The sequence below is a fragment of the Bacteroides sp. An279 genome (assembly GCF_002159615.1).
Classification (GTDB): domain Bacteria; phylum Bacteroidota; class Bacteroidia; order Bacteroidales; family Bacteroidaceae; genus Phocaeicola; species Phocaeicola intestinalis.
Map to the genome: position 1 here is coordinate 22011 of NZ_NFJA01000014.1, position 23842 is coordinate 45852.

The 23842-nt window shown below is 48.3% G+C and carries 18 protein-coding genes; 8 read left to right on the forward strand and 10 right to left on the reverse strand.

Annotation, left to right across the window (positions count from 1 at the left end):
• Positions 1 to 13 precede the first annotated feature (13 nt).
• The 7 genes from B5F78_RS04230 to mnmG all read right to left on the reverse strand — a co-directional run bounded on the left by B5F78_RS04230 (position 14) and on the right by mnmG (position 8700).
• The gene (locus B5F78_RS04230; protein ID WP_087406114.1) at positions 14 to 2185 is read right to left on the reverse strand and encodes an alpha-N-acetylglucosaminidase; all 2172 of its coding nucleotides are present in this window, start codon (positions 2183 to 2185) and stop codon (positions 14 to 16) included.
• A 96-nt stretch (positions 2186 to 2281) separates the two neighbouring features.
• Positions 2282 to 3238: a deoxyribose-phosphate aldolase gene (gene deoC / locus B5F78_RS04235; protein WP_430746795.1), complete on the reverse strand. Its 957-nt coding sequence runs from the start codon at positions 3236 to 3238 to the stop codon at positions 2282 to 2284.
• Positions 3235 to 3564 (reverse strand): nucleotide pyrophosphohydrolase, encoded by a 330-nt coding sequence (locus B5F78_RS04240; protein WP_087406115.1) that lies wholly within the window; start codon positions 3562 to 3564, stop codon positions 3235 to 3237. The genes deoC and B5F78_RS04240 overlap by 4 nt, the downstream gene beginning before the upstream one ends.
• A gap of 117 nt (positions 3565 to 3681) precedes the next feature.
• Entirely contained in the window at positions 3682 to 4134 is a 453-nt protein-coding gene (dtd, locus tag B5F78_RS04245; protein ID WP_087406116.1) for a D-aminoacyl-tRNA deacylase, read from the reverse strand.
• A gap of 175 nt (positions 4135 to 4309) precedes the next feature.
• Positions 4310 to 6118 (reverse strand): excinuclease ABC subunit UvrC, encoded by a 1809-nt coding sequence (uvrC, locus tag B5F78_RS04250; protein ID WP_087406117.1) that lies wholly within the window; start codon positions 6116 to 6118, stop codon positions 4310 to 4312.
• 129 nt (positions 6119 to 6247) lie between these two features.
• Positions 6248 to 6772 (reverse strand): adenine phosphoribosyltransferase, encoded by a 525-nt coding sequence (locus tag B5F78_RS04255; RefSeq protein ID WP_013618373.1) that lies wholly within the window; start codon positions 6770 to 6772, stop codon positions 6248 to 6250.
• Between the two features lie 56 nt (positions 6773 to 6828).
• On the reverse strand, positions 6829 to 8700 hold the full coding sequence (gene mnmG / locus B5F78_RS04260; protein WP_087406118.1) for a tRNA uridine-5-carboxymethylaminomethyl(34) synthesis enzyme MnmG: 1872 nt from the start codon (positions 8698 to 8700) through the stop codon (positions 6829 to 6831).
• 561 nt (positions 8701 to 9261) lie between these two features.
• On the opposite strand from mnmG, the gene B5F78_RS04265 reads away from it, so the two are divergent.
• Entirely contained in the window at positions 9262 to 10020 is a 759-nt protein-coding gene (locus tag B5F78_RS04265) for a hypothetical protein (protein WP_087406119.1), read from the forward strand.
• 187 nt (positions 10021 to 10207) lie between these two features.
• Here B5F78_RS04265 and ybeY read toward each other — a convergent pair whose 3' ends face one another.
• Together ybeY and B5F78_RS04275 are read right to left on the reverse strand one after the other, a co-directional pair.
• Positions 10208 to 10630 carry an rRNA maturation RNase YbeY gene (ybeY, locus tag B5F78_RS04270; RefSeq protein WP_087406120.1) on the reverse strand — a complete coding sequence of 141 codons (423 nt, stop codon included), beginning with the start codon at positions 10628 to 10630 and terminating at the stop codon, positions 10208 to 10210.
• Positions 10631 to 10750: 120 nt separating this feature from the next.
• Positions 10751 to 11980 (reverse strand): nucleoside recognition domain-containing protein, encoded by a 1230-nt coding sequence (locus B5F78_RS04275; protein WP_087406121.1) that lies wholly within the window; start codon positions 11978 to 11980, stop codon positions 10751 to 10753.
• A gap of 207 nt (positions 11981 to 12187) precedes the next feature.
• On the opposite strand from B5F78_RS04275, the gene B5F78_RS04280 reads away from it, so the two are divergent.
• From B5F78_RS04280 to B5F78_RS04300, 5 genes are all read left to right on the forward strand, one after another.
• Positions 12188 to 13237: a DUF3810 domain-containing protein gene (locus B5F78_RS04280; RefSeq protein ID WP_087406122.1), complete on the forward strand. Its 1050-nt coding sequence runs from the start codon at positions 12188 to 12190 to the stop codon at positions 13235 to 13237.
• A 296-nt stretch (positions 13238 to 13533) separates the two neighbouring features.
• Positions 13534 to 14664, forward strand: a complete 1131-nt coding sequence (locus B5F78_RS04285) for an N-acetyltransferase (protein WP_087406123.1) — start codon at positions 13534 to 13536, stop codon at positions 14662 to 14664.
• A gap of 118 nt (positions 14665 to 14782) precedes the next feature.
• A complete protein-coding gene (locus B5F78_RS04290) occupies positions 14783 to 16711 on the forward strand; it encodes a DNA topoisomerase IV subunit B (protein ID WP_022040551.1) in 1929 nt (642 codons plus the stop codon).
• Positions 16712 to 16727: 16 nt separating this feature from the next.
• Positions 16728 to 17192: a pantetheine-phosphate adenylyltransferase gene (gene coaD, locus B5F78_RS04295; protein ID WP_087209133.1), complete on the forward strand. Its 465-nt coding sequence runs from the start codon at positions 16728 to 16730 to the stop codon at positions 17190 to 17192.
• Positions 17189 to 18808: a S41 family peptidase gene (locus tag B5F78_RS04300; RefSeq protein ID WP_430516439.1), complete on the forward strand. Its 1620-nt coding sequence runs from the start codon at positions 17189 to 17191 to the stop codon at positions 18806 to 18808. Before coaD ends, B5F78_RS04300 begins: the two co-directional genes overlap by 4 nt.
• A gap of 65 nt (positions 18809 to 18873) precedes the next feature.
• On the opposite strand, the gene B5F78_RS04305 is transcribed toward B5F78_RS04300, so the two are convergent.
• Positions 18874 to 20931, reverse strand: a complete 2058-nt coding sequence (locus B5F78_RS04305) for an HD family phosphohydrolase (RefSeq protein ID WP_022040554.1) — start codon at positions 20929 to 20931, stop codon at positions 18874 to 18876.
• Between the two features lie 85 nt (positions 20932 to 21016).
• On the opposite strand from B5F78_RS04305, the gene gltX reads away from it, so the two are divergent.
• Both gltX and B5F78_RS04315 read left to right on the forward strand, forming a co-directional pair.
• Positions 21017 to 22543, forward strand: coding sequence for a glutamate--tRNA ligase (gene gltX, locus B5F78_RS04310; RefSeq protein ID WP_022040555.1), 1527 nt, complete (start codon positions 21017 to 21019; stop codon positions 22541 to 22543).
• Between the two features lie 8 nt (positions 22544 to 22551).
• Positions 22552 to 23775 carry a 3-deoxy-D-manno-octulosonic acid transferase gene (locus tag B5F78_RS04315; RefSeq protein ID WP_022040556.1) on the forward strand — a complete coding sequence of 408 codons (1224 nt, stop codon included), beginning with the start codon at positions 22552 to 22554 and terminating at the stop codon, positions 23773 to 23775.
• The last annotated feature ends 67 nt before the right edge of the window (positions 23776 to 23842 follow it).

A 23842-nucleotide genomic window follows, 5' to 3' on the forward strand; every position in this document is an offset into this window, starting at 1 on the left:
CGTTTCAATTATATTAATCTGTGTAATCTGTGGTGAGAAGCGACATTGCTTCGCGGGCGGTGTCGATGCAGTCGCCTTCCGCTTCAGCCTTGTACGGATTGTGCTGCAAGGTCCACGGCTCTTCCATGGCGTACCAGTCGATGTCCTGCATCTCTCCGCCGTCCAATACGCCTTGCAGCATTTCCCACCATGCCGCCCAACGCTTGTAGTAGAAGTCCTTCAAGATACCGTTCCATTCCTTGTGGGCATAGTCGCGCAAGCCGCCCTTATCGGCACACTCGCGGTTGCCCCATGTAGTGATTTGCACACGGGCGTTCCATTCGTACAGGTCTTTTTCTTCGGGTGTGTTGCCCAAGCTGCGTGCCTGGTTTATCCAGCGTCCTACGCGGAATTCGCTACGGGTGGCAAGCAGGCAGTCTTGTGCCAACAAAAGGTCGAGGAATTCTTTCGAATGGCGTGCATAGCTGCGCTTGTCAAAGCTCTTGAAGTCGGCTATCGCCCGATTGTAGACGATTCGTCCGCGGTCGGCAAGTGCCTGGCGCACGATGTCCACCAGGTCGTATTCGAAATTGTTGTTGCCCCGGAACTTGTCGGCTGCTTCCAGCATCAGGCGTGCGGCGGCCTCGGTAGAGGTAGGGTCGTAATAGTTTTCCATCTTCGACCAGCTCGATACTTGGAAGTTGTTCATGCTGGGACGTCCGCAGAAGATGGATTCGTGAGGTCCTTGCTGGTTGTTTCCGAAGGGACAGTTGTAGATGCCGTCTGCAAGAATCATCCATGCCTGTTCTATCTTTTCGTCTTTTGCTCCATAGCGGGCAGCCAGATACTCTTTCAGCCAGCTTTCCTTGGTGATTTTCTTGGGACGCCACGGCAATTCGCACATCAATTCGAACATCACCGGATTGTTTTCGCTGCCTTCCATGGTCAGGCCGATGCCTTTCAAGTGGGCGGCAAGCGGGTTGTTTTTGGTCAGGTAGAAGTTATTCAGCAGTTGGTCCATGCGCCCGTGCAGCCCAACATTGGCTCCGAAGTTCTCCAGCATACAGAACAGCCAGTCGTGTTGCTCGTATCCTTTCTCGCGCTTCCAAATAGAAGGGATGCCCCACATGGGACGGCATTCGCTGAAGAGGTCAAGGATAAGCAGGTCGCCGTTCTTCAGGTTCTTCATCATTTCCGGACGTGGGTTCTCGGTCCAGCCTTGCACCACCCAGACGGCTTTCGGGTTGACTTGCTTCATCGCATCCATTATCGCCTTACCGGCTTCATCGAAATCAACTTCTCCGGCATTCTCTAATTCGTGGAAAGGATCCATTGAATAGTAGTTGGCTTTGCCGAAGAGTTTCTCTTGTTCCTCGTAATAGAGGGCAGCGATTTCGGCAAACCGCTCGTCGGTAGGCATTAAGAATGCCGGACGGGTGAAACCGTTCCACAATTCCGGTTCGGTCACGTTCAGTCCCAGTTTCTGGTGAGCGTCATGAGGAACCATGCCCGAGTATCCCGGCAGTACCGGCTCGATACCGTATTCGCGCATCCGTTTCAGGATTTTCTTTTGCAAGGCTTCCTGCTGCGTGTACCAGCTGTCGGGATTCGGCCCGCCCCATCCTTCGAGGTTATTCATCGCCCACCAGGCAAGGAACGCCGGACCGGCAATGAAGCGGTTGGTTTCTTCTTTTGTGTAGCCCAGTCTGGCAAGCATGTTGCGCCATACACATTCCTGTCCCACGGCGGCAAGCGGAAGGTTGATGCCATGCAGTGCCATCCAGTCGATTTCCTTTTCCCAGCGTGCCCAGTCCCAGAAAGCCATGGTATACGAGTAGGTGCAATAGTTGAAGTCGTAGCGCAGGCTTAGGTTGGTTTCATGTCGTTCGGGCTTGGTGACGGGTGGGAGAGAAGCGGGCAGTTCTGCCGTCATGTTGTTCCACGAAAGGTGGATGCCGGCATAGTATTTCAAGTACCAGTTCAGTCCGGAAGCAATGTTTACGTAGGTGTTTCCGCGTACCACAATTTTGTTTCCTTTTTGGTCCAATTCGAAGAAGTCGGTATCTGCGTTCTTCTGGAGCTGAATGATGAATTTTTGTGAAGCTCCGGGGGCGATACGTTCCAACAACCCTTTAATAGGATTGGCAACCAGTGCGAGAGGTAAAAGGAAGCATATAATTGCTGATAGAAGTTTTCTTGTGTTCATAGTGTGACATTAATAATTAACATTGAATCGTTAATAACGGACAACAAATAATGATTAGACCGTTATTTGTTGTTCGTTATATATTAATACTTCAAATTAGAAGAACTTTGTGTCTTCTCCCAGGATGTCGGAAAGAAGCAGGTTGGCAAGGCGGCTGGTGCCGAGGCGGAACAGTTCATTGGTGAGCCATTCCTTGCCCAACAGTTCTTTTACGATCGTATAATATACCACCGCATCATGTACCGTGTTGATGCCTCCGGCAGGCTTGAATCCTACTTTGCGTCCGGTTTCCAGAAAGTATTCCTTAATGGCTTGGCACATCACGTAGGCTGCTTCGGGCGTAGCGGCAGGCTTCTCTTTCCCGGTAGAAGTCTTGATGAAGTCGGCTCCCGAATACATGGCGAGAATGGATGCTTTTTTGATATTCTCGGCAGAGCCTAACGCGCCTGTTTCCAAGATAACTTTCAGGTGCTTTTCACCACATACGTCTTTCAGTTCCTGAATCTCGTCGCACATGCCTTCATAGTCGCCTGAAAGGAATTTGCCTACCGGAATCACGATGTCGATTTCATCGGCTCCGGCATGGAGTGCCATGGCTGTTTCCGCCACTTTCACTTCGGTGAATGTCTGTGAAGAGGGGAATCCTCCCGATACACACGCTATCTTTACGCGGTCGGCTTCTAGCGTATCGTGTACGATTTCCGCCATATTGGGATAGACACAGATGGCGGCAACGTTTTTCAGGTCGGGATGCTCGTCATCGAATGCATTGACCCGCTTGGTGAATTTCATCACGCTCTCTTCGCTATCGGTGCATTTCAGTGTCGTAAGGTCGATGCAGTTGAAGAGGAATTTCTTTACATCAAGCGTGTTGTTCTCTGCCGCGTATTTGTCGAGGAGATGTTTGGTCTTTGTAGCAATCTCATCGTCTTTCAGTGCGGTGTTGTATTTCCCCAATGCCATGTCGTATTTGTTGGCTTGGCTTAGGTTTTCTTTGTCCTCCATTTCCATATTCTGGAAGAGTTCGCTTTCAAATTCTTCGTGGTTGCTCATATTGTTTTCAGTTTAGGATTGTTCAGATGTCTTTCTTTGTCACGGTTGGTTTTCTTTTCCAGGTTTTTCCGGAAGGCTTCGGTCAGGTTTACGCCCGTTTGGTTGGCAAGGCAGAGCAGCACCCAAAGTACGTCTGCCATTTCGTCGCCCAGGTCGTGTTTCTCGCCTTCCTTGAACGACTGGTCGCCATAGGTGCGTGCCATGATGCGTGCCAGTTCGCCAACTTCCTCGGTCAGTACCGCCATATTGGTCAGTTCGCTGAAGTAGCGTACGCCGTAGGTCTTTATCCAGTTATCGACTGTTTTCTGTGCTTCTTCGATTGTCATAATTATTTAGTTGACAAGTTAACGAGTTGACAAGGGAACAAGGTCTTGAATTGTTATGCAAGGTATTTAGAGCCTTGTTAACTCGTCAACTTGTTACCTTGTCAACTGGATTGTTTTTTATTCCTTATTCTTCGTATCCATACATATCGTGACGGGACCGTTGTTCAGCAATTCTACTTTCATGTCGGCTCCGAATTCGCCGGTACCTACCTGCTTGCCTAAGGCGATGCTCAGTTCGTTGCAGAAGTATTCGTAGAGAGGAATGGCGGTTTCGTGCCTGGCGGCGCGGATGTATGAAGGACGGTTCCCCTTCTTGGTAGAAGCCATCAGGGTAAACTGGCTGACGACGATGATATCGCCTCCTGCTTCCAGAATGGATTTGTTCATCACTCCGTTCTCGTCATCAAATACACGCAGGTTGACGATTTTCTTGCATAGCCAGTCTGCATCTTCTTGTCCGTCGGCTTCCTCGATGCCAAGCAGGACGAGGAAGCCTTCCTTAATAGCCGATCTGCACGTCCCGTTGATGGTGACCGATGCATGGCTTACACGTTGGATTACTACTCTCATATCGGTTTTTAGGTTTTTCGCAAAGATACAATTTTAGTTTGTAAGTTTGTTGGTTTTTGAGTTTGTTAGTTCTTTCGTTTTTCGAGCTCTTCATGTTTTAACCTACAAACTCCTTAAACTCACAAACTCAAAAACTCAAAAACTCACAAACTCAAAAACTCACAAACTCAAAAACTCACAAAGTCTCTTTGATGGTTTGCGCCACGCTCATCCCTACCACTTCGGCGAGTTCTTCCAGCGAGGCTTTCTTGATGCGTGCCACGCTCTTGAAATGTTTCAGCAGCGCTTCCTTACGCATTTTGCCTACGCCCTTGATGCCGTCCAGTGCCGAGGCAATCTGGCTTTTGCTCCGCTTGTCGCGGTGGAAAGTGATGGCAAAGCGGTGGACTTCATTCTGTATGTTTTCCAATAAGTGGAAGAGGGGAGTCCCCTGCTTGAGCCCGATGTTTCTGGGTGGAAAGCCGAAGAGAATTTCCGAAGTGCGGTGCTTGTTGTCTTTGGCAAGTCCGGCTATCGGGATATGCAGACTGAGTTCGTCTTCGATGACTTGGCGCACCACTTCCATCTGTCCTTTGCCGCCATCGGTTAGAATCAGGTCGGGCAATTCTCCTTGCTCTTCCAGAATGCGTGTGTAGCGGCGGCGTACCACTTCTTGCATCGAAGCATAATCGTCGGGACCTACTACTGTCTTGATGATGTATTTTCGGTAGTCCTGTTTGCTGGGGCGTCCTTTCTTGAATACCACGCAAGCTGCTACGGCATCCGCTCCCTGGATGTTGGAATTGTCGAAGCACTCGATGTGAAGGGGAATTTTCTCCATGTGCAGTTGTTCCTGGATTTCCTTTAGCAGACGGACACTGCGTTGTTCGGGATTCAATTTTTCGGCTTGCTTCAGCCGGTCTACTTTGTATTGCTTTACGTTGAGGATGGACAACTCCAGCAGATGCTTCTTGTCGCCCCGCTGGGGAATGGTGAAAGTTACGCCTTCCATTTCCAAATCTAACTCGAACGGCACGATGATTTCTTTCGACTGGCTTTTGTAGCGTTCGCGCATTTCTACGATGCCCATCTCCAGCAGTTCTTCTTTTGTTTCCTCCAGCCGCTTTTTGTATTCGAACGTGAAGGCTTGGTTGATACACCCGTTGGTGATGTGCAGATAGTTGATGTAGGCGGATTGCTCGTCGTCTTCGATGGAAAATACATCGATGTTGTGCAACACCGAACTTACTACTTCGCTTTTCGACCGGTAATTCTCAATCAGCTCGTATTTCTCTTTGATGAGCTGTGCTTCTTCAAACCGCATTTCGTCGGCAAGCCGCATCATTTCCTGCATCATCCCTTGGCTCACTTTTTGCGTGTTTCCCTTTAGCAGTTCTTTAATGGATGCAATGTTTGCCATATATTCTTCGTGCGATTGCGCTCCTATGCAGGGACCTTTGCAATTCTTGATGTGATATTCCAGGCAGACCCTGAATTTGCCCGCCTGAATGTTTTCGGGTGTGAGAGCCAGGTGGCAAGTACGGAGAGGGTACAGTCTCTTGATAAGGTCGAGCATGGCTTGCATGGAAGGGAAATGGGTATAAGGTCCGAAGTAGGTGGAACCGTCGCGCACAATCTTCCGTGTCTTGAATACACGCGGAAAGTATTCGTTGCTTACGCAAATGGAAGGATAGCTTTTGTCATCTTTCAGCAAGACGTTGTAGCGGGGCTTGTATTTCTTGATAAGGTTGTTTTCGAGCAGGAGCGCATCTTCTTCCGTGTTTACCACGATGTAGCGTATGTCGGCTATCCTGCTCACCAGAATACGGGTTTTTGCCGAGTGGTGGTCTTTCGAAAAATACGAGTAGACACGGCGCTTCAGGTTCTTTGCCTTCCCCACATAGATGATGGTTCCCTCTGCATTCAGGTATTGGTAGATGCCCGGGCTGGTTGGCAGGTTCATTACGATTCCCCGCAAGTATTCGTTGGTCTTCAGTTCTTCCATTTTCGTAGTTCGTTTGAGGTGACTAGTAGACTAGGTACTAGGTCTTAGTAGATACTAAAGCTTTCTTCGCCACATCAACGGAGGTATTAAAACCTAGTCCCTAGTACCTGGTTAACTAGTCCCTGCTGATTATAATTGCAAGAGGGTAGTTACTTCCACGTCTTCGGGGAATGCCTTACGTCCGTTCAGCCCTTTCAGCTCAATGACGAAGTTGATGTAGGCTTGCTTGGCTCCGCATTTCTTAACCAGCCGATGAGTAGCCGCCATGGTGCCTCCCGTGGCGAGCAGGTCATCGTGAAGAAGCACTACATCGTTTTCATCGATGGCATCGCGATGGATTTGGATGGTATCGGTTCCGTATTCTTTGGCGTAGGTCTCTTCGATGACTTCGGCGGGAAGCTTGCCCGGCTTGCGTGCCATGATGAAACCGGCGCCTAACCGTGCCGCCAAGGCTCCGCCAAGAATAAAGCCTCTCGACTCGATGCCTACTACTTTGGTGATGCCTTTGTCCTTGTACATCTCGTACAATTCGTCGATGAGCCCTTGCAGGCACTCCGCATTTTTAAAGAGCGTGGTTACGTCGTAGAACAAGATTCCCGGCTTGGGGAAGTCTGGGATTTCTCTTAGATTTTTTCTTAATGTTTCTTTGTTCATAGCCAGTGTTTTATGATTGTTTCTTAAACTTGTTGTTTCACGTGAAACATTGTGCTTTATCTGCCCAGCAGGACAAGGAGCACGTTGATGTCGCTGGGCGAGATGCCCGGTATGCGGCTTGCCTGTGCCAGCGTCTCGGGATCTATCTTGATAAGCTTCTGACGTGCTTCGGTGGAGAGCGAGTTCAGGTTGGCGTAGTCGAACCGTCCCTTTATCTTGATGCTTTCCAGCCGGTGTATCTTGTCGGCTATCATCCGTTCGCGGTCGATGTAGCCTTGGTATTTTATCAGCACCTCCGCGGCTTCGAGGGTTTCTTCTTTCCGGTCGGTCACTTTATCCAGTTCGGCTTGGAAGGCGGGGATGTGCGGCGCGATGTTTTCGATGGTGATTTGCGGACGGCTCAGCAGGTCGATTAACTTGCATCCGTGGGCAAGCCTTGCCGTGCCCAGACTCTCCAGCGTGTCGTTGATTTTATCAGCTTTGATGGAGTAGGTCTTGGCAAACTCGACCAGATGCTGTATCATTTCCCGCTTGCGGCAAAGCATGTCGTAGCGGTCGCGCTTGGCAAGACCGAGGCGGTAAGCCCGTTCGGTAAGGCGCATGTCGGCATCGTCCTGACGGAGCAAGATGCGGTATTCGGCGCGTGAAGTAAACATGCGGTACGGCTCGTCCACGCCTTTTGTCACAAGGTCGTCTATCAGCACGCCGATGTAAGCCTCGTCCCTTCCCAATACGAACGGCTCTCCTCCGGTGCAGTTCTGGTGTGCATTGATGCCGGCAATGATGCCTTGCCCGCCTGCCTCTTCGTATCCGGTAGTGCCGTTCACTTGTCCGGCGAAGAACAGGTTCTTGATGACCTTCGATTCCAGCGTATGCGTGAGCTGGGTGGGGTCGAAATAATCGTATTCGATGGCATAGCCCGGACGGTAAGCCACTACGTTGCGGAAGCATGGTATCTTACGCAGGGCGGCAAACTGGATGTCCATCGGGAGCGAAGACGAGAAGCCGTTCAGGTAAAGCTCGCGGGTCGTTTCGCCTTCGGGTTCCAAGAACAACTGGTGTTGCGGCTTGTCGGGGAAAGTCACGATTTTGGTCTCGATGCTGGGGCAATAGCGCGGACCGATGCTTTGGATTTGCCCGTTGTAGAGAGGAGAGTCGGCAAGCCCGCTCCGCAATACGGCGTGTACTTCCTCGTTCGTATAACATGTCCAGCATTGCAATTGCTTCAGGTGGCGCGGTTCGCTTAGGAACGAGAAGCTATGGAAATCATTTTCCCCGTCTTGCGTTTCCATGAGCGAGAAGTCTACGCTCCGTGCATCAATGCGTACGGGCGTACCTGTCTTCATCCGTCCGGCAGTAATGCCGTGGCGGGTGATAGACTCGGTCAGGTGATACGAAGCCGGTTCGGCGCACCGTCCTCCGGCGAGCATCTTGCGTCCGATGTGCATCAGTCCGTTCAGGAACGTGCCTGCGGTAAGGATGACACACCGTGCGTGGAAGGTGACACCCCAGCAGGTGACCACTCCTTTTACTTCTCCGTCTTCTACCAGCAGTTCTTCTACCGTGTCTTGCCAGATATGCAGGTTGGGGATGTTTTCCAGTATCTCGCGCCAGGTCCAGATGAACTTCGCCCGGTCGCACTGGGCGCGGGGACTCCACATGGCAGGTCCTTTCGAGCGGTTGAGCATCCGGAACTGGATAGCGGTGCGGTCGGTCACGATTCCCATATATCCGCCCAGCGCGTCAATTTCCCTTACGATTTGGCCTTTGGCGATTCCGCCCACGGCAGGGTTGCAGCTCATCTGGGCAATCTTGTTCATGTCCATCGTAATGAGGCAGGTCTTCGAACCTAAGTTGGCGGAAGCCGCCGCGGCTTCGCATCCGGCATGTCCCGCCCCGATTACAATCACGTCGTAGTTAAAATCCATTCGTCTTTACATTTTAATATACGGCACAAAAATACGAAAAAAAGGTGGGTTAAGCTATGGAATAAGTCAAAAAGAGAAAGAGATTCTATTGCGCCGTCCGATGCATATAGGTGCTTAGTCCTTGGCTCCTCAGTCCTCCCTAAATCCTAATAGGCAAGGACTGCAGTCCTATATAGTCCAGGACTGGAGTCCCGGTACGTTGGGATTGCAGTCCTGACTCCATAGGATTGGAAAGTTGATTAGCTGTGTCGGTGAAAGCGGTTATGTTGATGCGAAATAAGAGAGTAATTGTTATATTATAAAATGATATCCTTTGCTTTGTTTAGGATGACATTGCATTGAATGATTTTCGCAAATCAATTTTGTTCCACTATAAAAACAGATGGCAAAACCAAATAATTTGGGTTCAAGTTGGTTTTCGTAGGTTTTATTTGGCATTCTCCAAAATCGTCAAAACCTCATAAATCGTTAACTTTTAATCATATTTCTGTGATTTGCTCAGTATCTTACTTTTTTGTGTTATCTTCGCACAATGTTGAAACAATTTTAAATGATAAAACGATGAAAATAAAACTTTCTCCGTTGCTCCGCAATACCCTGAGCGGATTGGTGGGAACCACAATCGGCATTATACTGACCTTTGGGACAAGGACTGCCGTAGAAAATTATAAGAGTCATGAAACAGAAAAAATAGCCATCAAAAAGCTCTTGCAGGAAATGGACAGGACCGCAAACTACTTTGAAAACGTGGCGGAACAGCTGAAAACGAAACAGCAACTCTTGATGTATGGGTTAAGCTTGTATCCCAACGGAATCGCGCAGGGCGACACCGCTAAGATAGACTCTCTGTTTCAACAGCTTGGCAACATCAATTTAAATATCAGGGATAACACCGTAGAACAGCTGTACATTAATAGCAATGTGGCTTGGGGTAGCGGGCAGGACGATGCGCTGATGGGATTCGTGGGAAGCTATTTCAGCGTCTCCAATAGGATTTACGACAAGATAGAAGAAACCAATGCCAGATGTCTGGACATGTTGCTCGATGTCAGGTTGTCTGATGAATACATGAAACTGGAGACTGACGATTCAAGCACAAATTTACGTACGGCACTTCGAATATTGCTGGACGATGTGGAAGTACGGAAATTTATTTTCATGTTTAACTATACCGTTGGATCTGTGCGCACGTCAGCCCAGATGATCAGGGGTATCATGAAGCAATACATGGAGTTAAGAGGTCTGACGAAAGAAGACCTATACGAACCGGCCGATAGCGACACTCTGGGTGTTCAATATAAGGATGATACTTCATTCTGAAAACAAATAGAAATTCGGTGTTGTCTCGTCGTTGGGGAGAACACCGCGTGCAATCTATGTTATACTTTACGCGGTATGAAATTGTGCATTTTAAAGGAACATACCTATTTTACCACAGAGCCCACAGAGGAAAATTTAAAAGCTTAAAAGACTCTGTGCGCCTCTGTGTCCTCCGTGGTGAATCACGTCAACCCATTTCCGCCAGCAGGGCGAGTGCCTTGTTCTCGGCGGCTTCCATGATTTCGCGCTCGCCCGGACCCTTGTCGTTGATGCCGCACAGGTGCAGGATGCCATGGATGATGACGCGGTGCAGCTCGGTGTCATACGGGGCATTGAATTGTTCGGCATTGGTGCGCACCGTGTCGAGGCTGATAAACAGGTCGCCCGCAATGCGGTTTCCTTCGGAATAGTCGAAGGTGATGATGTCGGTGTAATAATCGTGTTGCAGGTATTGGCGGTTCACCTCCAATATCTTCTCATCGGAGCAGAAGATGTAGGCTATTTCTCCCACCTTCTTCCCATACGTTTGGGCGACGGCTTTCACCCATTCTGTAGTCTCTCTTTTCTTGATGTGGGGCATTTCCACCCCCTCGGTCTGATACGTAATCATAGTTGGCTTGTTTAAGTTATCGTATTGAAACTCAGATTTTCGCCGATTAACGCGGATTTCTTATATGAAATAAACAGATAGTCATCTGTGAAAATTTGCGAAACTCTGCGTTTTATTAAATCAGAAGAATAAATAGCAAACGAATATCGCGGCAAGGATGCCCGCAAAGTCTGCAAGCAAGCCGCAAGGTACGGCATGGCGGGTCTTTGCTACGCCTACGCTTCCGAAGTACACCGCAAGGATATAAAACGTGGTGTCGGTAGAGCCTTGGAAGATACATGCCAACCGTCCTACGAATGAATCTGCTCCGTAGGTGCTCATGGTATCTACCATCAATCCGCGTGCACCGCTTCCGCTTAACGGTTTCATCAGAGCCGTAGGAAGCGCGCCTACGAAATCGCTATCCAGCCCACACATCTCTACCAGCGAGGCGATGCCTTGGGTCAAGTAATCCATACACCCCGAAGCACGGAACACGCCGATAGCCACCAGTATCGCCACCAGGTACGGAATGATGCGCACGGCGGTGGTAAACCCTTCCTTTGCTCCTTCGATGAACGCATCGTACACATTCACTTTCTTGCGGATGCCCGCCACGATGAAGCCGATGATAATCACGAACAGGAACACATTGGCAAAGGTGGTAGAGTAGAGGTCGATTTGGTCTTGCGACAAGGTGCTGAAGAACCAGATGATGCCTGTTATGAATGCGATTGCTCCTCCTAAAAAGAGCAGAATCGTGCGGTTCAAAAGGTTGATGCGCTGGTAAAGAGCCACGGCAATGATACCGGCAAGGGTGGAAATAAAGGTGGCGATGAGTATCGGCACGAATACATCGGTGGGTTGTGCCGCCCCCAGCTGGGCGCGGTAGACCATGATGCTGATAGGTATCAGGGTCAGTCCCGAAGTGTTTATCACCAGGAACATAATCATTGGGTTGGTGGCGGTATCTTTCTTCGGATTCAGTTCTTGCAAGCCTTCCATTGCCTTGAGTCCGAGGGGCGTGGCGGCATTGTCCAATCCCAACATATTGGCCGCCATGTTCATAAAGATGCTTCCCGTTACGGGATGTCCTTTAGGAATATCGGGAAAGAGTTTGGAAAACAAAGGGCTAAGCACGCGCGAGAAAAGGGCGATGACTCCGCCTTGCTCGCCAATGCGCATGATGCCCATCCAAAGTGCCAGTACACCGGTCAGCCCGAGGGAAATCTCAAAGGCCGACTTGGAAGAGGCAAAGGTGGAGTTGATGATGTCGGGGAATACCTCCGCGTCACCAAAGAATACCAGCCGTATTGTGGCAACAATAAAAGCCAGCACGAAGAAAGCAATCCAGATGTAGTTCAGAACCATAGTCTTATTGTTTTGTCAAGTAAGCAGATGTCTTTATGAAACGCAGATTAGCGCAAATTTTCGCAGATTATTATTTCCCCTATCTGTGAGAATCTGCGTTAATCTGCGTTTTAAAGTTGGAAACATAAAGATTTGTGCCTCATTTTCTGTTATTAAAATTCTCCGCAAAAGTAAAGAATTAATTCCGAAAATGATAACTTTGCATTCATGAAATACATTCGATTCCGATATATTCGTTGGGCGGTACTGGCTCTGCTTCTGATAGGTGTGTGGATGTTCCGTTGGATACCCGGTGCCGGAGAATGGTACGCACGGGAGGTATATCCTGGGCTTTCCGTTTGCCTTTCGGGTGTGGCTTCGGTAGTTCCGTTCTCGCTTTGCGAAGTGACGGTTATCGGGATTGGAGGCTTCCTGCTGGTTTATCCTTTTGTGGCACGGCGGAAGAAACGGAGCGGATGGCACATCTTAGGGCGTGAAGTGGAAGTGTTGGTGTGGGTTTACGTCTGGTTCTATTGGGGCTGGGGCATGAATTACTTCCGGAATGATTTCTTTTCCCGTTCGGGCGTAGCGCGTGTTTCGTATGAAGAGGCACGGTTTCATCGTTTTCTCGAAGCCTATACCGATAGCTTGAATGCCACGTATGGTGTACAGATGTCCTTATCTGAAACCGGAATGCAAAACGAGGTGAAACGGATATACCGGCATGTGCCGGAGCGGTTCGGGCTGACCGTTCCGAAAGACTTTCAGCATCCGAAACGCTCTTTGGTAAACGGATTGTATTCGAAAGTCGGTGTGCTGGGCTATATGGGACCTTTCTTTGATGAGTCGCACGTCAATCACGAATTGCTTCCGGCACAATACCCGTTTACATACGCCCACGAGCTTTCCCACCTGCTGGGTGTGAGCCAGGAAGCCGAAGCCAATTTCTGGGCGTATCAGGTTTGCGTCCGCTCCGCAAATAGGTACGTGCGCTATTGCGGATACTTCGGTTTGCTACCTTATATATATAGGGACGCTTATCGGATATTGGGCGAAGCCGGCTGTAAAGAATGGGCAAACCATATCCGTCCCGACATTATGCGGGAACTCCGCGCGAAAGAAATTTATTGGGGAGAACGGTATAGCCCGTGGATAGGTGCGGTACAGGATGCTGTCTATAACTGGTACCTGAAAGGAAACCGTATCCCGTCGGGGACGAAGAATTATGGTGAGGTGACAGGTATGATTCTTTCCTTGCCCGAAAACTGGTGGCAATGAGGCTGCGAGAATCTGGAATTTACGTGGGGAAGTCAGTGCGTTGCGCGTTTTTTTTGATTCTGGATGTATTTGGAAAAACGGAAATGATGCTTGTCTGCTTTCATTATGTATAAATGAAATGTACAGATTGTTTGTTTTGCTTTCTTTTTGTCTGTAAAATAAGCTTATTCCTGTCTGTTTGGTATTTTGTTTTGTGGCGTCCCGTTCTTCGTTCTGGAAAAAGTATTCTTCTTTCCTTATGCTTTCGGATAAAAATTTGTATCTTTACGCCCTGAAATACATACTTTAACGAACAGATGGCCATTATCATTAAGAAAGTAAGCTCGAAAAAAGAGCTGAAGACCTTTATTCGCTTCAATTACGAATTATACAAGGGAAACCCTTATTCCGTTCCCGATTTGTACGATGATATGTTGAACACCTTTAACCCGAAGAAGAATGCGGCGTTCGAGTTTTGCGAAGCCGATTACTTCCTTGCCTATAAGAATGATAGGGTCGTAGGGCGAGTGGCGGCGATAATCAACCATCGTGCTAACGATACGTGGCAGAAGAAAGAAGTGCGCTTCGGATGGATAGACTTCATCGATGATGAAGAAGTATCAGAAGCATTGCTTGATACTGTGGCACAATGGGGGAAAGAACGAGGAATGAAATCCATCGTAGGTCCGCTGGGCTTTACTGATATGGATGCAGAAGGAATGCTGATTGATGGGTTCGACCAGCTGGGGACAATGTCTACCATCTATAATTATCCCTATTATCAGAAACACATGGAAAAGTTGGGTTTCGAGAAGGATGTCGACTGGGTGGAATTTAAGATGAAAGTGCCCGAAGCCATTCCTGAAAAGTTTGTGCGTATTTCAGAAATCATACTTCAGAAGTATAAGCTGAAGATAAAGAAGTTGAAACGGAAGGAAATAAAGGAAAAGAATTACGGGCAACGCATTTTCGACCTGATAAACGAGGCATACGCTCCACTGTATGGCTATTCGAAGATGACGCAAGGTCAGATCGACCAATATATTAAGATGTATTTGCCGCTGATAGACCTGCGTATGGTGTCGATTATCGAAGACGAGGAAGGAAATCTGATAGCCGCAGGTATTTCGATGCCTTCGCTGTCTGAAGCTTTGCAGAAAGCGAAAGGGAAGATGCTGCCTTTCGGATGGTATCACCTGCTCAAGGCATTGTTCATCAAGAAACCGAAGATACTGGACCTCTTGCTGGTGGGAGTGAAGCCGGAGTATCAAAGCAAAGGCGTGAATGCTTTGTTGTTTTATGACTTGATACCGGTGTACCAGCAGTTAGGGTTTGAATACGGTGAAAGCAATCCCGAACTGGAAGACAACAAGAAAGTCCAGTCGCAATGGAGTGTATTCAATCCCGAACAACATAAGCGCCGCAGGGCTTACAGGAAGATGTTGTAATTCATTTAAGTTGACAAGGTGACGAGTGGACAAGGCGACAAGGTTCTAAATAGTATCGCATAAGATTTTAAAACCTTGTCAACTTGTTACCTTGTCAACTGACTAAAAACTTTAAACTATGGCAGAAGAGAACGAATCGATACAACCGACCGTTTCTTATACGGAGGAGAATATCCGTCACCTGAGCGATATGGAGCACGTGCGCACTCGTCCCGGTATGTATATCGGACGTTTGGGCGACGGTTCGCAGGCCGAGGACGGTATCTATGTCTTGCTGAAAGAAGTGATAGACAATAGCATTGACGAGTTCAAGATGGGAGCCGGAAAGCGCATCGACATCCAACTGGAAGACAACCTGCGTGTATCTGTCCGCGATTATGGACGAGGCATTCCGTTGGGTAGTCTGGTCGATGCCGTGTCGATGTTGAATACCGGAGGTAAATACGACACGAAGGCATTCAAGAAGAGTGTCGGACTGAACGGAGTCGGTGCCAAGGCGGTCAATGCGTTAAGTTCCCGCTTTGTTGCACGAAGCGTGCGCGACGGACAGATGCGTGAGGCCGTATTCGAACGGGGAGAACTGAAAAGTGACAGGACTGGAGATACAGATGAGGAGAACGGAACATTCATTTTCTTCGAACCCGACCATACGTTGTTTCTGAATTATCATTTCCGTCCTGAGTTTATCGAGACGATGCTCCGCAATTACACCTATCTTAATACAGGGCTTTCCATTTATTATAACGGAAGGCGTATCGTGAGCCGGAATGGATTGGAGGATTTGCTGAACGATAATATGACCACTTCGGGGTTGTATCCGATTGTGCACCTGAAAGGAGAGGACATAGAGATTGCCTTTACGCATACCGCTCAATACGGTGAGGAATATTATTCGTTTGTCAACGGCCAGCATACCACGCAAGGAGGTACTCATCAGAGCGCGTTCAAGGAACACCTTGCCCGTACCATCAAGGAATTTTACGGCAAGAATCTGGAATACCAGGATATCCGTAATGGATTGGTGGCGGCAATTGCCATCAATGTGATTGAACCGACGTTCGAAAGTCAAACCAAAATCAAGTTAGGTTCGTTGGTGATGGCTCCCGAGAAAGATTCGGACGGGAATCCATATCCCCTTTCAGGCATTAGTGTCAATAAGTTCGTGGGCGACTTTATCAAGGAGAATGTAGACAATTACTTGCATAAGCATGCTGATGTGGCGGATGTGATGCTGCAGAAGATTCAAGAGTCGGAAAAAGAGCGGAAGGCAATAGCCGGCGTGACCAAGATAGCCCGCGAACGGGCAAAGAAAGCCAACCTGCATAACCGCAAGTTGCGCGATTGCCGGGTGCATCTGAACGACCAGAAAGCACCGAAAGATGAAGAAAATGACCCACGTCTGGAAAGTTCCATTTTCATTACCGAGGGAGATTCGGCAAGCGGTTCTATTACGAAGAGCCGTGATGTCAATACACAGGCTGTCTTCAGCTTGCGTGGAAAGCCGCTTAATTCATTCGGGCTGACTAAGAAAGTGGTCTACGAAAACGAGGAGTTCAATTTGCTTCAGGCGGCTTTGAACATCGAAGACGGGCTGGACGGTCTCCGGTATAATAAGGTAATTGTAGCTACCGATGCCGATGTAGATGGCATGCACATCCGTCTGCTGATGATTACGTTCTTCCTCCAGTTTTTCCCCGATCTGATTAAGAAAGGACATGTATATATTCTCCAGACTCCCTTGTTCCGCGTACGGAACCGGAAGAAAGGTGTATACGAAACGATTTATTGCTATTCGGAAGAAGAAAGACTGGCTGCGATCGAGAAACTTGGTCCGAATCCGGAAATCACCCGGTTCAAAGGTTTGGGAGAAATCTCGCCCGATGAGTTCCGGAATTTTATCGGCAAGGATATGCGTCTGGAACAGGTTTCTCTTCGTAAGACCGATGCCGTAGGTGAATTGCTGGAATTTTATATGGGAAAGAATACGATGGAACGTCAGAACTTCATCATCAACAACCTGGTGGTGGAGGAAGATTTGATTCAGTAATAATGAATGGTTGATAATGAAGAAGCGTGCAATATTTCCAGGGACATTCGATCCCTTTACCATCGGGCATTATTCGGTAGTGAAACGTGCCTTGACCTTTATGGACGAAATCATCATCGGTATCGGCGTGAACGAGAAGAAGCGGACGTATTTCCCTACCGATAAGCGTGTGCGGATGATTGAGAAGCTGTATGCCGGTAACCCACGTGTGAGTGTAGAGGCATACGATGGATTGACGGTAGACTTTGCCCGTATGCGCGATGCCAAGTTCATTATCCGTGGCATCCGTACGGTACACGATTTCGAGTACGAAGAAACCATAGCCGACATCAACCGCAAATTGTCGGGAGTGGAAACCATCTTGCTCTTTACCGAGCCCGAACTGACCGCAATCAGTTCCACCATCGTGCGCGAACTGTTGCATTATGGCAAGGATGTCACACCGTTCTTGCCGGCAGAACTTGATATTAATGAAGAATGAAGATTATGATGAAATACCGTTGCTTGATAACATGGCTTTGTGTGCTGTTTGCACTTTCAGCAGGTGCACAGAGCAACAAACTTTTAAATTCTCCTTCCCGTAAATTACAGTTGGCAGAGTTTGCCATAGCCAATCTGTATGTAGACGAAGTGAATGAAGGAAAACTGGTAGAAGATGCAATTGTCAGCATGCTGAAAGAACTTGACCCTCATTCTACATATTCCAATCCCGAAGAGGTGCGAGAATTGAATGAACCCTTACAGGGTAATTTCGATGGTATCGGCATTCAGTTCAATATGGCTACCGATACTTTGTTTGTTATTCAGCCAGTGTCGGGAGGTCCTTCTGAAAAGGTCGGTATTTTGGCGGGCGACCGCATCATCGAAGTCAATGATACAGTGATAGCCGGTGTAAAGATGAGTACAGATGATGTGATGCGCCGTTTACGCGGCAAACGTGGAACAAAGGTGAATGTGAAGGTGATGCGCCGTGGAGTGAAAGAGTTGCTTCCGTTTACCATTACGCGCGACAAGATTCCTGTCTATAGTCTGGATGCTTCGTATATGGTGAACGACCGTATCGGCTATATCCGTATCAACCGCTTCGGAGCTACTACGGGCAAAGAGTTTGTAGATGCTTTGCATCGCCTGCAGAAAATGGGTATGAAAGACTTGATTCTCGACTTGCAGGGCAATGGTGGAGGATACTTGAATGCTGCCATAGAGGTCGTAAATCAATTTTTGGGCAAGAAACAACTGATTGTATATACCGAAGGGCGCCGTAATCCGCGTGCCGAATTTGATGCTGAAGGAAACGGAGATTTCCTCGACGGACGGCTGGCGGTATTGGTGGATGAATTTTCGGCTTCAGCAAGCGAGATTGTTACCGGCGCCATACAGGATTGGGACAGAGGAGTCGTGGTTGGTCGCCGTACATTTGGCAAAGGATTGGTGCAGCGTCCCATTGACTTGCCCGATGGTTCGATGATTCGTCTTACTGTGGCTCGTTATTATACACCTTCGGGACGTTGTATCCAGAAACCTTATGAAAGTATCGAACAGTATAACCGTGACTTGATAGACCGTTACAACCGTGGTGAAATGCTGAGTGCTGACAGTATTCATTTTCCCGATTCGTTGAAATATAAGACTTTGCGCCTGGAGCGTACGGTTTATGGTGGCGGAGGTATTATGCCCGATTATTTTGTGCCGGTGGATACCACGATGTATACTGATTATTACCTGGCTTTGCGCGATAAAGGAGCCATTGTGCAGCAAAATTTGAAATGGGTGGATGCTCGTCGGACAGAATGGTTGAAGAAGTATAAAGACTTCCGTCATTTTGACCGTGAGTTTGAAGTTACTCCCGAAATGCTGGACGAGTTGAAAGCTTTGGGAGAGACATTGGGAGTTGTTTATAAGGAGAAAGAATATCAGTTGGCGATGCCTCTTATCAAAGCCCAGCTGAAAGCCCTTATCGCCCGCGACCTTTGGGATATGAATGAATATTTCCAGGTTATCAATCGTTTGAGTGACAGTATGAATAAGGCTATCGAATTGCTGGAAAGACCTGAAGAAGAGTTCTTGAAGCGTGGAATTTCTTCAGGCAGCTATTGATGGTGGCATGATGTGACAACGGGGTTGTCTTACATCATGCTCACCATGGATTGGCATTTGTTTGCTTATTTCTTCAGTTCCGGGTAACTGATACGGGTGTGGTACATCGTTTTCAGTTTTTCTTTGAATACGCTTTTCACCGTGGCAATGTCTTTGAAGGTGATGGGGCATTCTTTGAAGTTGCCGTCCTGTACCTGGCTGTCAATGATTTTGTCTACCAGGTTCGAGATGCTTTCCTCGGTGTATTCAGGCAGGCTGCGCGAGGCAGCTTCTACCGAGTCTGCCATCATCATAATCGCCTGTTCCTTGGTGAAAGGGTTCGGACCCGGATAGCGGAATGCTTCCTTATCTACTTCTTCATCGGGATGTTCGTTCTGGTACGAGATGTAAAAATATTTGGTTAATCCTTTTCCATGATGGGTGCGGATGAAGTCTTTGATGACCTCGGGCAGGTTGTTCTTTTCTGCAAGTTTCACGCCGTCGGTTACATGGCTGATTACAATTTGGGCACTTTGTTTGTAACTTAGCTGGTCGTGTGGATTCACGCCCGACTGGTTCTCGGTGAAGAAGGCAGGATTCAGCATTTTGCCGATATCGTGGTACATTGCTCCGGTACGCACCAGTTGGCTGTTGGCTTCGATACGGTTGGCAGCTGCGGCGCAGAGGTTGGCCACCTGCAAGGAGTGGTTGAATGTACCGGGAGCTACTTCCGACATTTCACGCATCAGTTTGTTGTTGATGTTCGAGAGTTCCACTAGTGTGACGTTGGATGTAAACCCGAAAGTCTTTTCGAGGATGAACAGCAACGGATAGGTAAACAGCAGCAATATGCCGTTGATGATGAAATTGATGTAGATATTCGTGTTCAGTTGCGAAACGTCGTTGACATGGATCAGGTCGAGCGCGAAATATAATACTGAATAGGCAACGACAACAATCAGGGCACTGCGTAATAACTGTGAGCGTTGCGACAGTTCGCGCAGGCTATAAATACTTGCCATGCCTGCGATGGTCTGCAGCAAGATGAATTCGTGCGGCGTACGCAGGCAGATGGAGCAAAGCAATATAGACAGGATGTGTGCCATGAATGCTGTGCGCGAGTCGAGAAAGATGCGTACAATCATCGGCAGCATTGTGAATGGTACGATGTACACGCTCATAAACGGATGTGATACCATCAGTGATGAGATGACAGGGAAGAAGATAATCAGGAAGAACAGGATGCTAAGGCTTCCTTTCTTGTCGTAATAATCGCGGCGGAACAGGGCGAGGTATATCATAAAGCATCCGATGAGAATGGATACAAACAGGATTTGCCCGAATAGGGTCAGGCGTTTTTCGGTAGTGGTTTCGTTCCGTTTGTCCCATTCCCGTTGCAGGGATTTCAAGATGTTATAGGTCTGCTGGTTGATGATTTCACCCCGGTCGATGATTTTCTGTCCGTTCATTACGAAGCCTTTGGCGAATGATACTCCTGAAAGTAAGTCTTTTTTTGCCGTTTCCGATTTGTTGGCATCGTAAATAAGGTTTACGGTCAGGTAATTGTTCAGGTTGCATCGTTGCAGCAGGGTCTTGCTGAAGTGTACGGTGTCCGAATTGACCAGTGCTTCATAAGCCCGTTTCGTACTGTAGATTTCGCTGATGCTTTGCAGGATGGAAGTGTTCTGGTAGACAATCTGTATGCTCAGGATACTGTCTTTGTGCAGACGCGCCAGTTGTTCGACAGGCATAATTCCTTTCCGATAGATTTCCTTCAGTTTTTGTTCGATGTAATGTGGATACGTGGGGTCGGGAATGATTTGCCGGAGTTTTCTGTTGTAGTCTTCCTTGAACTGGCTGATAATCCGTTCACCCATGGTTTCCGATAACTGGAAGTAGGGGTGGTAGCTTCTCATAATGCTGTCCTGTTCGCGTTGCACTTCGTCTTCTCCCTTGTAGATGGGAAAGTCGAACGAGGCTTGGAGCAGGCCGTATTTCCACGGTTTATTGATGTCAAACTGATAGTTGAATTGTCCTTCCCGCGGCAGGAAGTATACGATAATGGCCACTGCAGCAAGGAAGATGCCGCATTTATAGAAGAACTTCTTATACGAGAACTGTCTTTCGGTTTGGAAACTTTTCATAAGATTCGGATATTTTGCCTGCAAAATAAGAAAAAAACGGGAAAAATACCTTAATTTTGCGCTGTATTTTTTAGATAAAATCACTATGGCAGAAAGAAAAGTTAGAGTTCGTTTCGCTCCCAGCCCTACGGGAGCGTTACACATCGGTGGTGTGCGCACTGCCTTATACAACTATCTGTTCGCCCGTCAGCACGGGGGGGACTTGGTTTTCCGAATCGAGGATACCGACTCGAACCGCTTCGTTCCGGGAGCGGAAGAATACATACTCGAATCGTTCAAATGGCTGGGTATCCAGTTTGACGAAGGGGTCAGTTTCGGAGGAAATTATGGACCTTACCGTCAGTCGGAGCGTCGCGACATCTATAAGAAATATGTGAAAGTGTTGCTCGACAGTGGAAAAGCCTACATTGCTTTTGACACGCCCGAAGAACTGGATGCCAAACGAAAGGAAATACCTAACTTCCAGTATGATGCCTCTACACGTATGTCGATGCGTAATTCGCTGACGATGCCGAAAGAGGAAGTAGACCGTCTTGTTGCCGAAGGAAAACAGTATGTGGTTCGTTTCAAAATTGAACCCGATGAAGATGTGCACGTGGACGATCTCATCCGCGGCGATGTGAAAATCAACTCTTCTATTCTGGATGACAAGGTTCTGTATAAATCGGCAGACGAACTGCCTACGTATCACCTGGCAAATATTGTCGATGACCATTTGATGGAAATTTCCCATGTTATCCGTGGTGAGGAATGGCTGCCTTCCGCTCCCTTGCACGTCTTGCTTTACCGTGCTTTTGGCTGGGAAGATACGATGCCCCGTTTTGCACATCTGCCCTTGTTGCTGAAACCCGAAGGCAATGGAAAATTGAGTAAGCGTGACGGCGACCGTCTTGGTTTTCCTGTGTTCCCACTGGAATGGCATGACCCCAAGACTGGTGAAGTGTCATCGGGATACCGTGAATCGGGATATCTGCCCGAAGCGGTCATTAACTTCCTTGCCTTGTTGGGTTGGAATCCGGGTAATGACCAGGAATTGATGTCGATGGACGAACTGGTGAATCTTTTCGACTTGAACCACTGTAGCAAGGCGGGGGCTAAATTCGATTACAAGAAAGGCATCTGGTTCAATCATGAATATATTCTGCGCAAGAGTGACGAGGAGATTGCTGCCCTGTTCAAACCTGTGCTGGAAGCGCATGGAGTGGCAGTGCACGATTATACCGATAGTTATCTGACAAAGGTCGTTTCACTGGTGAAAGGCCGTGTCAATTTTGTGAAAGAACTTTGGGAGCAGGCACGCTTTTTCTTCGTGGCTCCTGAAACCTATGCCGAGAAAGATGTGAAGAAACGCTGGAATGCCGATACGCCCCGTATTATGGACGAGCTGGCCGGTGTGCTGGAAGGTATCGGTGATTTCACTTCGAAACCGTCGGAAGACATTGTGATAGCCTGGATTACAGAGAAGGGATATCACTTGGGCAATGTGATGAATGCTTTCCGTCTTGCCGTGGTAGGCGAATGCAAGGGACCGCATATGTTCGACATTACCGAACTGCTGGGCAAGGAAGAGACTATCAGGCGTATGCGCCGTGCGGTGGAGGTGCTTAAATAACCGGTGTGATGATATACAATTTTGCAATCTGCCTGTTCGTAGGGGCAGTCCGTCTGATTGCGCTGTTCAATAAGAAAGTGGCGCGGATGGTAAAGGGTGAGCGTGAAGCTTTCGATGTGCTGGCACGGAAAATTGATCCGCAGGCGAAGTACATCTGGTTTCATGCCGCCTCATTGGGTGAATTCGAGCAAGGACGCCCGTTGATAGAGCTTATCCGCCGGAATTATCCTCAATACAAAATCTTGCAGACGTTTTTCTCGCCTTCGGGCTACGAGGTGCGCAAGGATTACCGGGGTGCAGATGTGGTGTGCTACTTACCGCTTGATACACCGCGCAATGTGCGCCGTTTTCTCGATGCAGCACATCCTTGCGCCGCATTTTTCATCAAGTATGAGTTTTGGAAAAACTATCTTGGTGCGCTTCATCGCCGTGGGGTGCCGGTCTACAGCGTCAGTTCCATCTTCCGTCCGCAGCAAGTGTTCTTTCGGTGGTACGGTGTAGCATATCGGGACGTGCTGAAATGTTTTACCCATCTCTTTGTGCAGAATGAAGAGTCTGTGCGCCTGCTTGCAGGGATAGGTGTCACCGCTACCACCATTGTGGGTGATACACGATTCGACCGCGTGCTGGACATCTGCCGTCAGGCGAAAGAACTTCCGTTGGTAGAAGCATTCAAGGGCAGCAATCGCTATACGCTGGTGGCTGGCAGTTCGTGGGCACCCGATGAGGATATTTTCATTCCCTATTTCAATGCCCATCCGGAGATGAAGCTTATCATTGCTCCCCACGTTATTGATGAAAACCATCTGTCCGAAATCGAAAGCAAGCTGCACCGCACTGCGGTGCGTTACACGCAGGCGACGCCAGAGAACGTGTGCCGTGCAGACTGTCTTATCATAGACTGTTTCGGACTGCTTTCGTCTATCTATCGGTATGGCGAGGTGGCATACATTGGCGGTGGTTTCGGCGTGAGCATACATAATACGCTCGAAGCGGCTGTTTATGGCATCCCTGTTGTTTTCGGACCTAACAACCAGAAATTCCTTGAAGCTCAGGGATTGAAAGCCTGCCATGGCGGTTTTGAGATAACCGATGCTACCGGTTTCGAAACCCTGATGGATCGCTTCCTGTCCGATGAAGCCTTTCTTTCTGCTTCGGGTAAGGCGGCAGGCGATTATGTAAAAGACAACGCCGGTGCGCTGGACAAAATAATGGATATCGTCCGTTTGTGACGTGTCTTTCTTTTATCATTCGGGAAGAGGCTGTCTTTAAATGAAAGTTGTTTTTCATTTAGAGACA